Here is a 15,154-nt window from a genome sequence, read left to right on the forward strand (position 1 = left end):
GCGTCGGCCCGCTTCGGCGGGCCGCGGGCTCAGCCGCCGGCCCCGCCCCCGCCGGTCCGGCCGCCGAGACGGTCGGTGGCCGGGGGGCGGACGGTCACGGCCCGGGGCGCCGCGCCGTTGTGCCAGACCACCCAGTTCTCCAGGGAGATGCGGCAGGCGTGGTCGAGATGGCGCAGTCCCGAGAGGTCCAGCTCCACCTCGCGCTCCCGGGACAGCTCCTCCAGGCGCTCCATGATCGACGGCAGCCGGAGGAAGGTCGCATGGCCTCCGAGGGACACCACCCGCCTGCCGCCGGTGAGTTCGCGCACCTCGATGGTGATGTGGGAGGTCTCCCAGGCCGTCTTGACGACCGCGAGCAGCAGACCGGCGACGACGCCCTGGAAGAGGTCGGTCACGACCACGGCGACCGCGGTGGCCACCAGTACGGCGGCCTCGCCCCGCTGGTGGCGCAGCAGCGGCGCCAGTTCCTTCACCGGCATGAGCTTGCAGCCCGCGTGGACCAACACCCCCGCCAGGGCGGCCAGCGGGATGACGCCGATCACCTGCGGCAGCAGCGCGGCGAAGAGCAGGAGCCACAGCCCGTGCAGCACCCGGGAGAGCCGGGTCCTGGCACCGGCCTGCACATTGGCCGAGCTGCGCACGATGACCGCGGTCATCGGCAGTGCCCCGAGCGCCCCGCAGAGCAGGTTGCCGGTGCCCTGGGCGACGAGTTCCTTGTTGTACTGCGTGCGCGGGCCGTTGTGCATCCGGTCCACCGCGGCGGCACTGAACAGGCTCTCCGCGGAGGCGATCACCGTGAAGGCGAGGACGGTGCCGATCACCGCGAGGTCGGCGAGGCGGCCGAGGGCGGCCGGGCCGGGCGGGTCGACGGCGGCGAGCAGGCCCTGCACCTCGACTCTCGCCACCGGGAGGTCGAGGAGCACGGCGGCCGCCGTGGCGAGCGCGACCGCCGCGAGCGGGCCCGGCAGGAGCCGGAGGCGGGCCGGGAGGCGGGGCCAGAGCAGCAGGAGCACCACGGTGCCGGCGCCGACGAGGAAGGCGGTCGCCGCGCCCGGGTCCGTGACGACGGTGACGGCCAGCCGGGGCAGCCCGGCGATCTTCCCGATGCTGCCCGAGGGCTGGGGGGCGTCGGCGAGCGCGTAGAGCTGGCCGAGGACGATCACCAGCCCGATACCCGCGAGCATGCCCTGGACCACGGCCACCGAGATGGCACGGAACCAGCGTCCGACGCGCAGCAGTCCGAGGACGACCTGCAGGAGCCCGGCGGCCAGCACGATGGCGCCGAGGGTCGCGAGCCCGAAGTCGTCCACGGCCTGGTAGACGAGGACCGTGAGCCCGGCGGCGGGTCCGCTGACCTGGAGCGAGCTGCCGGGCATCAACCCGACGACGAGGCCGCCCACGATGCCCGTGACGAGCCCGAGTTCGGCGGGGACGCCGGAGGCCAGGGCGACTCCGACGCAGAGGGGGAGGGCGACGAGGAAGACCACGAGGGACGCGAGGACGTCCCGCACCGCGGTCCGCCGGTCGGCCGGGAAGGGGGGCGGGGAAGGCAGGAAGGGCATCGAGACGGAATTCCTCGCTGTGCGGCCGATGTGGGGGGCGGTTCTGCTGCTCGGCATGGCAGACACGGCGCCGAAGCAGCCGAAAAGACTTCGGAACTCTGACCGAAATGCATGTCGCGCAATTCCCTCGACTCCTTCGACCAGCAGGAACAGTGCGAACTATGCGAACAGAAAGGCGAGTCGAAGCAACCGGCACCGACGACGCCGATGCATATTTGACCCTAGCATTACCCTTCCTTTGGGGAATCAAAATGCGCCATGGATTTCACCGGTTGATTACCGCGGGGTATTCCCGGGAAATTCGAACGCCTGGCGGGGCGCGTCCCCCTCCGGTGCGGCGCGCGGCACCGGCGCGCGGGAGGACCGCCCGCATCGCGCACGCGGCCGGGGGGCGTGCGGTGCGCGGCCTCCAGGTCCCGGAGGCGGCCGGAGCGCGGTCCGGCGCGCCCGCGGGGGCACGGGCCCGCGCCGGACGGGGCGCCACGGCGGCCTCCGGCCGGTCAGTCGTCCTGCGCGGCCCGGCCCTCCTCACCGCGGGCGGGACCGGCGTACGGCCACAGGTGCGCCGCCTCGCCCGGCGCGAGCTGGTCGACCACCTCCGCGAGCGCCACGCACGCCTCCTCGATCCGCCGGCGCACGTTCTGCTGTTCGGTGACGATCGCGGCCAGCAGCAGGGCGCTGAGCGCCGCCGCGCCGTTGAGGACCTGGAGGACCACCATCACCTCCAGCAGCGAGCGGTCCTCGAAGGGGCCCGTGCCCGTGGTGGCGGCGCTGATCGCGAACACGGACACCAGCAGCATGCAGGGGGCGGAGCCGGGCAGCTGGAAGCGGAGCGCCGCCCAGATCAGCACCGGGAACATCAGGAAGAGCAGCGAGGACACCGTGCGGGTGGCCACCCAGCACACGACCACCGAGGCGGCGCACAGGGCCGCCGCCTCGGACCACCACCAGGGCCTCGGGTCCCGCGGCAGCCGCGCCCGGCGCAGGACCAGCAGCAGCGGGGTGACCACGAGCACCCCCATCGCGTCGCCCGCCCACCACGCCGCCCAGATCGGCCAGAACTCTGCGCCGGACAGCGCTCCGCTGAGCACCAGCGTCCCCGCACCGAAGGTGGCGCTGATCAGCATCCCGCCGAGGGCGCCGGCGAAGACGAGGGCCACCCCGTCGCGGAGCCGGTCCAGCTCGGGCCGGAACCCGACGCGCCGCAGGAGCAGGTAGGCCGCGATCGGGGCCAGGGTGTTCCCGACCAGGATGCCCAGACTGGAGAGGCCCACGGTGGAGATCGTCGCGATCACGGCGAGGGCGCCCAGCGCGATGCCGGGCCAGGCGCGCATCCCCAGCCACAGCAGGCAGCTCAGGGCGATGCCCGTCGGCGGCCACAGCGGGGAGACGACGGCGCCTTCCACGACCACCTGCTCCAGCAGGCCGATCCGGCCGCCCGCCCAGTAGGCGGCGGCGACCGCGAGGATCCGCAGCACCTCTGCGGCCGGACGTCTCAGTTGCTCGCTGCGGATCACGCCTGTCATCACACAACGCCGGAGGCCGCCAGGCGGTGTGACACGCGCTGCCGACCCGATCCGCTCCTCCCCCGGTGCCACCCGCCCGCCCGGGTTCGGGGAGAGGGCGGGGCTCAGGCCGGCTCCCCGCGGGGGTCGTGCAGCAGGACCAGGACGGCGGCGTCGTCGACGTGGTCGGTGCGGGCGGCGACGCCCATCACCCGGGCGGCCAGCTCGCCGGCGGGCAGGCCCCCGCGCACGGCCTCCCGCACCAGGGCGGCGACCGCGTCCAGCCCCTCCTCGACGGAGAAGGAGGGCCCTTCCACCACCCCGTCGGTCACCATCACGAAGGCGCCGCCGTCGGAGAGGGCGCGCCGGGCGACCGGATAGACCTCCCCGGGGAGCACGCCGAGCGGGACGCCCGTCTCGTCCTCGACGACCCCGCAGTCGCCGCGGGAGCCGGCCCAGACGGCGGGCACGTGCCCGGCCCTGGCGCTCTCCAGGACCCCTGTCCGCGGGTCGTAGCGCAGGAAGCTGCAGGTGGCGAAGAGCCCCTGGTCCACCGAGACCAGGAGGTCGTTGGCGCGGGAGAGGATCTCCCCCGGGTCGACGGTGGCCGTGGCGACCGCCCGGAGGCCTATCCGCACCTGCCCCATGAAGGCCGCCGCCTCCACGTCGTGGCCCTGCACGTCCCCGATCGAGCAGCCGATCGAGCCGTCGGGGAGGAGGAAGGCGTCGTACCAGTCGCCTCCGATGTCCAGGCCGTTGCGGGCCGGGGCGTAGCGGGCGGCGACCCGAAGCCCGGGGGCCGAGGGCAGCGCGGACGGGAGCATCGAGCGCTGCAGGGCCTCGGCGAGCTCGACGCGGGCCTTCTGGCTCTCCGCGCTCTTGCGCGCCCGGTCCGTCAGCCGCCCCAGAGCGGTCAGCAGGTCGTCTGCCGTGGCCGATCTCGGGTGTCGTCGCCGGGTCATGGCCCTCTCCGCGGCACCTTCGACTCCTCCTGGCCCGGCCCCCTCGGCGTGGCGCGGACCTCCCGGCCGGCCAGGGGCCCCGCGGCCCGGGGCCAGTATATTTGCGCGGCCCCGCGGGCGCCGGGCGAGCGCCGCGGACCCCGTCGCGGGGACGCCGCCGGGGGCGTCCGTCCGGGTGACGGCGCCCCCGGGCACGCGGGCCGGGGCGCGGTCGGGGGCGGGGCGTGGCGCGGACCGTGCGGCGGGGGCGGGCGCACCGGGATACTGGCGGGTCTGGACCGACACACCGACCACGAAGGGCGGATGCATGCTGGACGGCGCACGGGGAGAGGGCCCGGCGAGGGGGACGGCGGAGCGGCATGCCGTCGTCGTCGGGGGGAGCATCGCGGGGCTGCTGACGGCGCGGGTGCTGGCCCGGCACGCGGACCGGGTGACCGTGGTGGAGCGGGACCGCTTCCCGGACGGCGCCGAGCCGCGTCCCGGGGTCCCCCAGGGGCGCCATGCCCATGTCCTGCTGGAAGGCGGCCAGCGCGCGCTGGACGAGCTGCTTCCGGGGTTCACGGCGGAGCTGGCCGCCGCCGGGGCGCCGCGGGTGGGCATGCCGGCCGACATGGTGCAGTGGCAGAGCGGCCGCTGGGTGCGCCGCACCGCGCCGACCTCCCACCTCTACACCGGGTCGCGGGCGCAGCTGGAGCACCTGGTGCGGGCCCGGGTGCTGGCGGATCCGGCCGTCACCGCCGTCACCGGTGCCGAGGCGGTGGGCCTGACGGGCGACGCCCGGCGGGTGACGGGGGTGCTGCTGCGCGAGCGCGGCGGGAGCGGCGGCGCGGAACCGGAGCGCCTCGCCGCCGGTCTGGTCGTCGACGCCTCGGGGCGCGGCACCCGGGCGGCGCAGTGGCTGCGGGCCCTGGGGGCCGAACCGCCGGCGGAGGAGACCATCGACACGGGCCTCGCCTACGCCTCCCGCGTGTACCGCGACAGGGGCGGGCACCTGGGCACCCACGCGCAGGCGTACTACGTCCTGCCCGGCCCGGACCAGGTGTACGCGGGCGGGGTGCTGCCGCTGGAGGACGGCCGCCACCTGGTCGTCCTGTCGGGTCTGCGCGGCGACGAGCCGCCGACGGACGAGGAGGCGTTCACCGCGTTCGCGGCCCGGCTGCCGCATCCCTTCATCCACGACTGGCTGCGCGAGGCGGTGCCCGAGACGCCGCCGTACGGCTTCCGCCACACGGCGAACGTGCGGCGGCGCTACGACCTGCCCGGGCGGCGCCCGGCCGGGTTCCTGGCCACCGGGGACGCGCTGTGCACCTTCAACCCGGTCTACGGCCAGGGCATGGCGGTGGCCGCGCTGGGGGCCCTGGCGCTGCGCGAGGCGCTGGACGATCCGCGCCGGGCGGCGACGACGCGCCGGGTGCAGCGCGCGCTGCTGGAGGCCTCGCGGCAGGCGTGGGACATCTCGGCGGGCGCGGACCGCCGGATGCCCGGCGCCCTCGGCACGGCGGTCGCGACGCCCGCGGCGGACCGGGCGGCGGGCTGGTACCTGGACCGGGTCCAGCGCCGCTACCAGGGCGACCCGGTGGTCGGCCGGGCGTTCCGCTCGGTGCTCACCCTGACCGCCCCGGTGAGCGCCCTGTTCGCTCCCGCGGTGGCCCGGGCCGTGCTCTTCGGCCCCGAGCCGGCCACGCCCCAGGGGCCGCCGCTGCGGGCCGAGACGGCGGGCTGAGACGGCGGGCTGAGACGGCGGGCTGAGACGGCGGCGGGTCCGCACCCCGGGCGCGAGGCCGGGGTGCGGACCCGCCCGGGCCCGTGGGCGGCCGGGGGTGCGGGGCTGCCCGCGGCGGGCGGCGATCCGCCGGGATCCGGCCGTTGCCGTGACGAACGGCCGCTCCCAGGGGCAGGGGCGGGGCGGGCCGAGAGGTCCCCGGCCGCCCGTTCGGGCACGGCGAAACGATACGGCGCCGTGCCGTGCGGCGCTCTCCCGGAGCGGGCGTGACCGTTCGGGCACCGCGGCCCGATCCGCGCGCCGCCCGGCCGCCGCCCGTGACCCGGTACGCGGCCCCGCGTTGAGACGGGTGCCCCTGTCCAGCGCAGTGCGAGGAGGGCCCGTGAGCAACCTTCGACCGTACTTCTCCGCCGACTTCACCTCCGCCGCCCAATGGGTGGCGGGCCGGTCCTGGGCGTATCCCGGGGGCGGTCCGCGCAACCGGGGCGACAACAAGCTGGACCACCTCGTGGACGACCCCGCCTACTGCCGCGAGGGCGAGTTCCGGGCCACCCGGCGCACGGACGGCTACTGGGACGCGGGCCTGCTCACCACCGAGGGCAGTGAGGAGGGGTTCCATCTGCAGACGGGCGACGTCCTGGAGACCCGGGTGCGGCTGCCCGTCGAGACGGGCGCCTGGCCCGCGGTGTGGACCTGGCGCGACGGCGGCAACGAGGTGGACGTCTTCGAGTACCACCCGGACAACCCCGACCTGCTGGAGCTCACCAACCACGTCCGCGGCCGGCAGCGCTACTACACCCACCCCGAGATCGCGCCCGGGGCCTGGGTGGACCTGCGGGTGTCCTTCGGGGCGTGGTCGGTGACCTGGTGGGTGAACGGCCGCCGGGCCTTCTCCGACTGGCGGGGCGTCGGCCGCCGCTGGCGTGCGGCGATCATCGTGAACCTGTCGGTGTGCGCGGGCCGGTACCACCCCGCGCCGGATCCCGACGTCACCGAGATGGCGTACACGGTGGAGTACCTGCGGGTCCACCGCTGAAGACGGGGGCCGCCGGGGAGCGCCGCAGCGCGGAGGGGCTGGTGCCGAACCAGCGGGCGACGGCCCGGCGCAGGGCCCGCGTGTCCCCGAAGCCGAGGCGTGCGGCGACCTGCGGGAAGGGGAGGTCGCCCGTGGTGATCAGCTCCTCGGCCCGCACCAGGCGCACGGAGTCCACCAGGGCCTGGTAGGTGGTCCCGTGGGCGGCGAGCCTGCGGCGCAGGGTGCGCTCGCTCATCCCGCGGGCCAGGGCCTGCCGGGCCAGGGTGGGGACCCGGGGCAGGCTGCGGGCCACGGCGACCTCCACCTCCTCCACGAGGTCCTGGTCGCGGCGGTCGCGGGCCCGGGCGGCGTCCAGCAGGCGGACGGTCTGCGCCAGCGCGTAGGCGTCGGCTCCGGGCAGCGGGTGGTCCAGCCAGGCGTCCGGGAAGTCGAGCCGGTCCTCCCGGGCGCCGAAGGCGACGGGGCAGGCGAACCACTGCTCGTACCGGGCGCCGTACGCCGGGCGGGAGTGGCGGACGCTGACGGCCCGGGGGGCGAAGCAGGGCCCGAGGGCGTCCCTGGCCAGGGCGACGATGCTGCCGAACGCCTCCTCCAGGAGGAAGGCGCGCAGCGAGTCGCTGAACCGGGGTGCGGCGAGGACCGCCGTGCCGCCGGGGACCGGCCGGAGGCGGTAGTCGAGCATCGACCCGCCCGCCCCGTGGTGGCGCAGTCCGAGCGCCAGGGCGTCGCGCAGGGTGGGGCTGGCCAGGAGGGCGAAGCCGACCAGCCCCCAGGAGGTGGCGCGCTGCCGGCGCGCGACGGCGAGTCCGAGTCCGGGGTCGTCCAGTTCCCGGATCGCCGCCCGGATGACGGAGCTGGCCTGGCGGTAGGAGATCCGTCGGCCGACCAGTTCGAGGTCGCTCCCGCACAGGCCGACCCGCTCCAGGGCGGGGCCGAGGTCGCAGCCGCGCCCGGCGGCGACCAGGACGAGGTGGCGCAGCAGGTGGGGGGTGAGGGTGGCCGATCCGTGGCGCGGGTCGGCGGGGACGGCGTCCGGCGGGCGGGACGCGGCGCGAGCGCTCGCCGGGTGCGCGCCTCCCCCGGCCGGGGCGGGGCGCGGTTCGCGCGCGCGGGGGCCGTCCATGCGCCACCACCTCCGGGCGGCCACTGTAGGGGCCTCGGGCCGGGGAGGACAGGGGCCGTGGCCGACGAGGTCCCGTTACTGGCCGGTCGGGCCCTCTCCGGGGGCCCGGTCCGGCCCTACCGTCTGTCGCACCCGTGACCCGCGGCCCCGCCCCGGGTCCCCTGCATCCGTCTGTGAGGGAGAAGGCATGCGGTCCCCCACCCCACGCTCACGAGCGGTCTCCCTGCTGCTCTGCACCGCCCTCGGCGCCCTGTCCCTGGCCGCCGCTCCCGCGCAGGCGGCACCCCCCGCCGGGCCCTCGCCCGGCGGGGCCGCACCGTACCTGGTCGGCCGGGGCATCGCCGACGTCACCGGCGAGGCGGCCGAGGTCGGCATGATGGGCTACTCCAGCTTCGAGCAGAAGGCCACCGGGATCCACCAGCGGCAGCGCTCACGGGCGTTCGTCGTCGCCGACCCGGCCTCGGGCGAGCGGGTCGTCCATGTCACCGCCGACCTGGGCATGGTGTTCCAGTCCGTCCAGCAGGGCGTGCTGGCGCAGCTGGCGCAGCGGTACGGCACGCTCTACTCGGAACGCAACGTCCTGCTGTCGGCCACCCACACCCATGCGGGCTCCGGGGGCCACTCCCACCACCTCGCCTACAACCTGGCCTCCCTCGGGTTCCAGCGGGCGACCTACCGCGCGGTCGTCGACGGGATCGTGGAGTCGATCGCCGAGGCCCACGCGGACCTGCGGCCGGGCAGCGTCCATCTGGGCCGGGCCGTGCTCACCGACGCGAGCGCCAACCGCTCCCGTGCCGCCTTCGCGCGCAACCCGGCGGCGGACCGGGCGGCGTTCCCGGACGCCGTCGACCCCTCGATGACGGTGCTCCGCTTCCGCCAGGGGGGCACCGACGTGGGGGCCGTCAGCTGGTTCGCCACCCACAACACCTCCCTCACCAAGGGCAACACCCTGCTCAGCCCGGACAACAAGGGCTATGCCTCCTACGCGTGGGAGCGCGAGGCCGGGGAGGGGTTCGTGGCCGCGTTCGCCAACACGGCCGCGGGCGACCTGTCCCCGAACCTCGACCTGAAGCCCGGGTCGGGCCCCACGGAGGACGAGTTCGCCAACACCCGGATCATCGGCGAGCGCCAGCTCGACGCGGCGCGGGAGGGCTACCGGAAGGCCGACCTCCCGCTCGCGGGCGGTGTGGACTCCCGGATGCGGTACGTGGACATGGAGCACGTCACGGTCTCGGGTGCCTACACCCCGGACGGGCGGGAGCACCGCACCTGCCCGGCGGTGGTGGGGGCCTCGACCCTGGCGGGCAGCGTCGAGGACGGACCGGCCGTCCCCGGGTTCACGGAAGGCATGAGGAGCCCGGTGGCGCAGCTGCTGGAGCCCTTCCGCATCGACCCGCCCGCGTGGCTGGTGGGCTGCCAGTACCCGAAGGCGTCCCTGGTGCCGACGGGGCTGGTCAACGCGGTCGTGCCGGCGACGCCGCGGATCCTCCCGCTGCAGATCCTGCGCATCGGCGGGCTGTACCTGGTGGCGGGCCCGGCCGAGTTCACCGTCGTCTCGGGCCTGCGGATCCGGCGCACCGTCGCCGCGGAACTGGGCGTGCCGCCGGAGAACGTGGTGATGCAAGGCTACGCCGGTGCCTACAGCCAGTACGTGACCACACCCGAGGAGTACGACCTCCAGCACTACGAGGGCGGCTCGACGCTGTACGGACGCCACACGCTCCCGGCGTACCAGCAGGAGTACGCGAAGCTGGCCGCGGCGCTGCGCGAGGGGAGGCCGGTGGACCGCGGGCCGGTGCCGCCGGACCTCTCGGACCGCCAGGGCACCCTGCAGACCGGGGTGGTGATGGACAGTCCGCCGTGGGGCAGGTCCTTCGGCGAGGTGCTGCGCGCGCCGGCGGACGCGTACCCGAGGGGGGCGACGGTCACGGCCGAGTTCGCCACCGGCCATCCGAAGAACGACCTCCACCGCGGGGGCACCTTCCTGGAGGTGCAGCGCCGGGTGGACGGTGCCTGGGTGCGCGTGCTGGACGACGGCGACTGGGACACCACCTACCGGTGGGTGCGGCTGAACGCGCTCACCGGGACGTCCAAGGCGGTGGTGAGCTGGCGGATCGCACCCGGCACCCCGGCGGGAACCTACCGGATCGTCCACCACGGGGACGCGAAGTCCCTGTTCGGCGGGGTCCGCGCGTTCAGCGGCGCGACGGCAGGCTTCCGCGTGGGCTGAGCGGGCCCCTCTCCGGGCGGCCGGGAGCCCTCCCGGCCGCCCGGGCCGGGGCCGTACCCTGGAACGCATGACCGAACGCAAACCGCCCGGAGTCAGTTTCGAGTCATGGGTCGACCGGCAGATCCGGCAGGCCACGGAGCGCGGGGAGTTCACGGACCTCCCCGGCTTCGGCAAGCCGCTGCCGGAGAGCGGGGCCCCGTACGACGAACTCTGGTGGATCAAGGGGAAGATGCACCGCGAGGGCCTGGCCGTGCTGCCGCCCGCCCTGGCCCTGCGCAAGGAGGCCGAGGACGCGAAGGAGAAGGCGATGGCCGCCCCCACCGAGGCGGCGGTGCGGCGGATCGCGGCCGAGATCAACGAGAAGATCACCACCGCGATGCTCCGGCCGCCGCCGGGGCCGCCGCTGGGGCTGCGCCGCTTCGACGCCGACGCGCTGGTCGAGGAGTGGCGGCGCGCCCGGGGGTGACCCCGCTCCCGCGCAGCGGTGCGCCGTCCCGGCCGGGACGGCGCACCGGCGGGTGCGGCTCCCGGGCGCCCGACGGCGCGTCAGCCGGGTTCGGCGGCCAGCCATTCGGCCACGGTCCGGGCGAGGGGCTGCCCCGTGTCCAGTTCCACGAAGCCGAACTGCCCGCCCTGGTTGCACTCCAGGAACCACCAGGTGCCGGTCTGCTCCTCCTCCGCGAAGTCGAAGGCGCCGTAGGCCAGTGAGGCGTGCCGCTTGTACCGCTCGACGGCGCGGGCCACCTGGGGCGGGACGTCGACCGGCTGCCAGCTGTGCCCGGTGTCCCCGAACCGCCCGTCCACCTGCCCTGCCTCGGCCGTCTTGCGTGCGGCGAAGTGGGTGTCGCCGATGCTGGTCAGCCGGATGTCGGCGCGCTTGGCGATATAGCGCTGGAAGAGGGTGGGCCCGGCGGCGACCCCGGAGAAGTCGGCGTCCGGGGGCACCAGGGTGGTCGGCAGGGCCATGGGAGGGTCGCCGGGCGACTTGCCGGAGACGGACTTGACCACCACGTGGCGGTACTGCTCGGCGAAGCGCCGGGCCATCGCGGGATAGGTGGTCACCAGGGTGGCGGGCACGGGGAAGCCGCTGCGGTGGGCCACCCGCATCTGCCAGGTCTTGCGCCGTGCGCGGGCCGCCGCGCTCGGATGGTTCATCCAGCGGGCGTCCGTCGAGTCGAGCATGCCGTAGAGGGCGTGGTCGGTCTCCTCCGCCAGCCAGGCGGAGGGTTCCTCCGCGTGGGCGGCCGCCCCGCCCGGCCTGCGGACCCAGACCGAGCGCAAGGCGTCGACGCTGGCCACGCGACCGCCCGTGGACAGGTATCCCCGGAACTCCCCGCGGACGTACTCGGTGGACAGGGCCACCTCCCCCGGCAGGTCCGCCGGGTCGAACCGCACCAGCGGCACGCCCTGCTCGTGCAGCTCGGCCACCACGAGGTCCGCGGTGACGTCCTGTGCACTCGTCAGTACCAGTACGGTCACGGGGCCCCGTCCGTCCGGTGGGCCGAGGGGGTGTGTCGGGCTGCGGACGCACGCGCCGCAACCCGGGTCTGTCTGCTCATCTGCGGTACGCGTTCGTCAGTCGTCGAAGTGGGTGGCCGAGCCGGCCTTGGAGGTGGTGGTGCCTGCCGCGGCCAGCAGGGCGCGGTCCAGGATCGCGGGACGGCCGTCCGCCAGCACGTTCAGCTGGAGTGTGGCGTCGTAGGAGTAGGTGGCCAGCGCCGGGGCCTGCTCGGCCGGCCGTGCGTAGTTCCACGCGAACGGTTTCATCTGCTGCTTCCTCCCCTGCCCGCGCACCAGCTCGGGCTCCTCATGTGACAGTACGTGGCAGATGTGCCACACCCTCAACACATAGAGTGACACTGTGAAGGTTCTTCATCGAAAGACCTTCAGATCCGAACATCTGGACCGGCGGTGACATGCCCCGCCGACGCCAACCAGACAGACGCATCAGGAGCCTCAGGAGTTTCAAGTTCTGGCCAAGACGTGACGCAGACGACACGACATTGGCCGTAAACCAGCGCAAAGGGCTCGCCGAACGGCGGTGCGACCTCTACTCCTCCATGAACGGCGGCACCCTGAGGACGTGTCAACCCGCTTGCACGCCAGCCTTGTTGGGTGGCGCGAAGAAGACGTCCCATCCGCCGCACCGGCCGCACCACGGGCCCCCGGCACCGGCAGGCGCCGCTCCGGAGGCGGCGCGGGCCGCCGGGCCCGGCCGGCCGGGCGCCCCCGAGGCGTGTTGCCCGCACCCGGCCGGGCCGCACGGGCACGATGGGCCGGTACGCGGACCGGAAGCGCGGCCGGGCCCGCCGAGAGCCGGACCGGGCCGCCGGAACACGAGGAGCAGCCGTGGACTGCGCAGGACTGCTGGAGGACGCCTTCGGCCGGGTGCACGAGGCCGTGCACGAGGCCGTGGAGGGGCTGGACGAGGAGACGCTCGCCGGCGCCCCCGGCCCCGGGGCCAACCCGATCGCCTGGCTGGTCTGGCACCTGACCCGCATCCAGGACGACCATGTCGCGGACGTCGCCGGGCGGGAGCAGCTGTGGACCGCGCAGGGCTGGGCGGACCGCCTCGACCTGCCGCTCCCGCACACGGACACCGGCTACGGCCACACGCCCGACCGGGTGGCCGCCGTGCGCGCCGGGGCACGGGAGCTGCTGGGCTACCACGACGCGGTGCACACCGCGACCCTGGAGTACGTGCGCACCCTCGGCCCCGGCGACCTGGACCGGGTCGTGGACGCCTCCTGGACGCCCGCGGTGACCCTCGGGGTCCGGCTGGTCAGCGTGGTCGCGGACGACCTCCAGCACGCGGGCCAGGCCGCCTACGCCCGGGGGCTGCTGGAACGCGGCACCCGCACCTGAGCGGAGCGGCCGGCGCGCCCTCCGGGCGCCCCCGGAGGCGGGCGGGCGGCGGCCACCGGGTGCGGTCGCCGCGTCACCGGGCGCACCCGGCCGCCCTCTCGCTGGTCGGCACCGCCGGGGAGTGGCAGGCTGAGACGGGGGTGTCTGCCCGAGGATCCCGGGAGGGCCCATGGGACGGGACGTCCCGGCGCTGGTCTTCACCCGCGAGGACCGCCGCCGGTACCGGAACAAGATGCAGGCGTGCCTGGACACCCTGGCGCAGATGCTGCGCGGGGCCCGCTTCGACGTCGAGCGCCCCCAGGTGGGCCTGGAGATCGAGCTGAACCTGGTGGACGGCTCGGCCGAGCCCGCGATGCGCAGCACCGACGTGCTGGAGGCCATCGCCGACCCCGCGTGGGCCAGCGAACTGGGCCGCTTCAACCTGGAGATCAACATCCATCCGCGGCGGCTGACGGCCGGCGGTCCCGACTCCTGGGAGCAGGAGATCCGCGACGCGCTCAACCACGCCGAGGACCGCGCCTCCGGGGTGGGGGCCCATCTGGCCATGATCGGCATCCTGCCGACGCTGCGCCGCGAGGACGTGGGCGCCGCCGCCCTCTCCGAGGACCCCCGCTACCGGCTGCTGAACGAGCAGGTGTTCGCGGCCCGCGGCGAGGACCTGCTCATCGAGGTCAACGGCGTCGACCGGCTGCGCACCTACGCCGACACCATCACCCCCGAGGCGGCGTGCACCAGCACCCAGTTCCACCTCCAGGTCGCCCCCGACGACTTCGCCGCCTACTGGAACGCCGCCCAGGCGATCGCCGGCGTCCAGGTGGCGCTCGCCGCCAACTCCCCGTTCCTCTTCGGCAGGGAGCTGTGGCGCGAGACCCGCATCCCGCTCTTCGAGCAGGCCACCGACACCCGGCCGGAGGAGATCAAGGTGCAGGGTGTGCGCCCGCGGGTGTGGTTCGGGGAGCGCTGGATCACCGGGGTCTTCGACCTGTTCGAGGAGAACGTCCGCTACTTCCCCGCCCTGCTGCCGGTGTGCGAGGACGAGGACCCGGCCGAGACCCTGGACGGGGGCGACGTGCCCGCACTGGGCGAACTGACCCTGCACAACGGGACGATCTACCGGTGGAACCGCCCGGTCTACGCCGTGGACCACGGCCGGCCGCATCTGCGCATCGAGAACCGGGTGCTGCCCGCCGGCCCGACGGTGGCGGACACCCTCGCCAACGGCGCGTTCTACTACGGGCTCACCCGCGCCCTGGTCGACGAGGAGCGCCCGGTGTGGTCCCGGATGTCCTTCCAGGCAGCCGAGGACAACCTGCACGCGGCGGCGCGGTACGGGATCGACGCCGGGCTGTACTGGCCGGGCATGGGGGAGGTCCCGGCACCGGAACTGGTGCTGCGCCGGCTGCTGCCGATGGCGCACCGCGGTCTTGAGGCGTCCGGCATGGACGCGGCCTGGCGCGAGCCCCTGCTCGGCGTCATCGAGCAGCGGTGCGTCACCGCGCGCAACGGAGCCGTGTGGCAGACGGAGATGTACCACCGGATCGAGCGGTCCAGCCGGGTCGACCACCACGAGGCACTGCGGCGGATGACCGGCCAGTACCTGGAGTACATGCACCTCAACGCCCCCGTGCACACCTGGCCGGTGGACTGAGGGCGCCCCCGGGTCCCGGGCGCGGCCCGGGGCCCGCGGGCCCCGGGCGTCAGACGAGGACGTCCTTGCAGTACTTCACGGAGCCGGTGGCGGCCACATAGCGGGCCGGCACCCAGACCCTGCGGGCGTCACGGACCAGGTACCAGAGGTCGTTGCCCGCGATGACCTGGGCACGCACCCTGCAGACCAGGCCGACCTTGGCGCCGTGGCGCAGCGTGCCCTTCACCGCCGAGTCGGTGCTCGGGAACATCCGCTGGTTCAGCCCGCTCGCCGCGGTGACCGTGCCGTAGGGCTTGGCCGGCGTCGCCGCCGGGGCCGCGGCCTGGGCGGGCACGGAGGCGGTGAGCGCGAGGACGCCGAGGGCGGTCGCGGCGATCCGGACCGCACGACCGCGCCCCGACGGACGGCGGTTCGGGGCAGTGGACATGATCATCGGCTGACTCCAGTCGGTGGACGCGGCCCCCCACTTCCGCGCCCGACCCTAGAGCCCCCTCGGCGCC

General features: G+C 75.2%; 13 protein-coding genes. 6 read left to right on the forward strand and 7 right to left on the reverse strand.

The features are described from left to right. Window positions 1-29: 29 nt before the first annotated feature. The 3 genes from ACGF15_RS07280 to ACGF15_RS07290 all read right to left on the reverse strand — a co-directional run bounded on the left by ACGF15_RS07280 (window position 30) and on the right by ACGF15_RS07290 (window position 4,029). The gene (locus ACGF15_RS07280) at window positions 30-1,562 is read right to left on the reverse strand and encodes a SulP family inorganic anion transporter (protein WP_345615266.1); all 1,533 of its coding nucleotides are present in this window, start codon (window positions 1,560-1,562) and stop codon (window positions 30-32) included. Window positions 1,563-2,062: 500 nt separating this feature from the next. Further along, window positions 2,063-3,079 carry an MASE1 domain-containing protein gene (locus tag ACGF15_RS07285; protein ID WP_345615267.1) on the reverse strand — a complete coding sequence of 339 codons (1,017 nt, stop codon included), beginning with the start codon at window positions 3,077-3,079 and terminating at the stop codon, window positions 2,063-2,065. A 113-nt stretch (window positions 3,080-3,192) separates the two neighbouring features. Further along, on the reverse strand, window positions 3,193-4,029 hold the full coding sequence (locus ACGF15_RS07290; protein ID WP_362614462.1) for a PP2C family protein-serine/threonine phosphatase: 837 nt from the start codon (window positions 4,027-4,029) through the stop codon (window positions 3,193-3,195). Window positions 4,030-4,336: 307 nt separating this feature from the next. Between ACGF15_RS07290 and ACGF15_RS07295 the strand changes: the two genes are divergently transcribed. Continuing rightward, window positions 4,337-5,752, forward strand: coding sequence for an FAD-dependent oxidoreductase (locus ACGF15_RS07295; protein ID WP_392797128.1), 1,416 nt, complete (start codon window positions 4,337-4,339; stop codon window positions 5,750-5,752). A 382-nt stretch (window positions 5,753-6,134) separates the two neighbouring features. Beyond that, on the forward strand, window positions 6,135-6,788 hold the full coding sequence (locus ACGF15_RS07300; RefSeq protein ID WP_392797129.1) for a beta-glucanase: 654 nt from the start codon (window positions 6,135-6,137) through the stop codon (window positions 6,786-6,788). Here the strand turns inward: ACGF15_RS07300 and ACGF15_RS07305 are convergent. Next, window positions 6,742-7,911: an AraC family transcriptional regulator gene (locus tag ACGF15_RS07305; RefSeq protein ID WP_392797130.1), complete on the reverse strand. Its 1,170-nt coding sequence runs from the start codon at window positions 7,909-7,911 to the stop codon at window positions 6,742-6,744. The genes ACGF15_RS07300 and ACGF15_RS07305 overlap by 47 nt on opposite strands. A gap of 187 nt (window positions 7,912-8,098) precedes the next feature. Between ACGF15_RS07305 and ACGF15_RS07310 the strand changes: the two genes are divergently transcribed. Next, the gene (locus ACGF15_RS07310) at window positions 8,099-10,141 is read left to right on the forward strand and encodes a neutral/alkaline ceramidase (protein WP_345615272.1); all 2,043 of its coding nucleotides are present in this window, start codon (window positions 8,099-8,101) and stop codon (window positions 10,139-10,141) included. Between the two features lie 67 nt (window positions 10,142-10,208). After that, complete coding sequence (locus tag ACGF15_RS07315; RefSeq protein WP_345615273.1) at window positions 10,209-10,607, forward strand: DUF1992 domain-containing protein; 399 nt, start codon at window positions 10,209-10,211, stop codon at window positions 10,605-10,607. Window positions 10,608-10,687: 80 nt separating this feature from the next. On the opposite strand, the gene tgmB is transcribed toward ACGF15_RS07315, so the two are convergent. Then, the gene (gene tgmB, locus ACGF15_RS07320; protein ID WP_345615274.1) at window positions 10,688-11,620 is read right to left on the reverse strand and encodes an ATP-grasp ribosomal peptide maturase; all 933 of its coding nucleotides are present in this window, start codon (window positions 11,618-11,620) and stop codon (window positions 10,688-10,690) included. 96 nt (window positions 11,621-11,716) lie between these two features. Next, window positions 11,717-11,908 carry a putative ATP-grasp-modified RiPP gene (gene tgmA, locus ACGF15_RS07325; RefSeq protein WP_345615275.1) on the reverse strand — a complete coding sequence of 64 codons (192 nt, stop codon included), beginning with the start codon at window positions 11,906-11,908 and terminating at the stop codon, window positions 11,717-11,719. A 582-nt stretch (window positions 11,909-12,490) separates the two neighbouring features. On the opposite strand from tgmA, the gene ACGF15_RS07330 reads away from it, so the two are divergent. Then, window positions 12,491-13,006: a DinB family protein gene (locus tag ACGF15_RS07330; protein ID WP_392797131.1), complete on the forward strand. Its 516-nt coding sequence runs from the start codon at window positions 12,491-12,493 to the stop codon at window positions 13,004-13,006. A gap of 169 nt (window positions 13,007-13,175) precedes the next feature. Then, entirely contained in the window at window positions 13,176-14,654 is a 1,479-nt protein-coding gene (locus tag ACGF15_RS07335) for a glutamate-cysteine ligase family protein (protein WP_345615277.1), read from the forward strand. A gap of 49 nt (window positions 14,655-14,703) precedes the next feature. On the opposite strand, the gene ACGF15_RS07340 is transcribed toward ACGF15_RS07335, so the two are convergent. Continuing rightward, a complete protein-coding gene (locus ACGF15_RS07340) occupies window positions 14,704-15,087 on the reverse strand; it encodes an SH3 domain-containing protein (protein ID WP_362615561.1) in 384 nt (127 codons plus the stop codon). Window positions 15,088-15,154 lie beyond the last annotated feature (67 nt).

The organism is Streptomyces sp. NPDC048001, assembly GCF_043203115.1.
Lineage (GTDB): Bacteria > Actinomycetota > Actinomycetes > Streptomycetales > Streptomycetaceae > Streptomyces > Streptomyces sanyensis.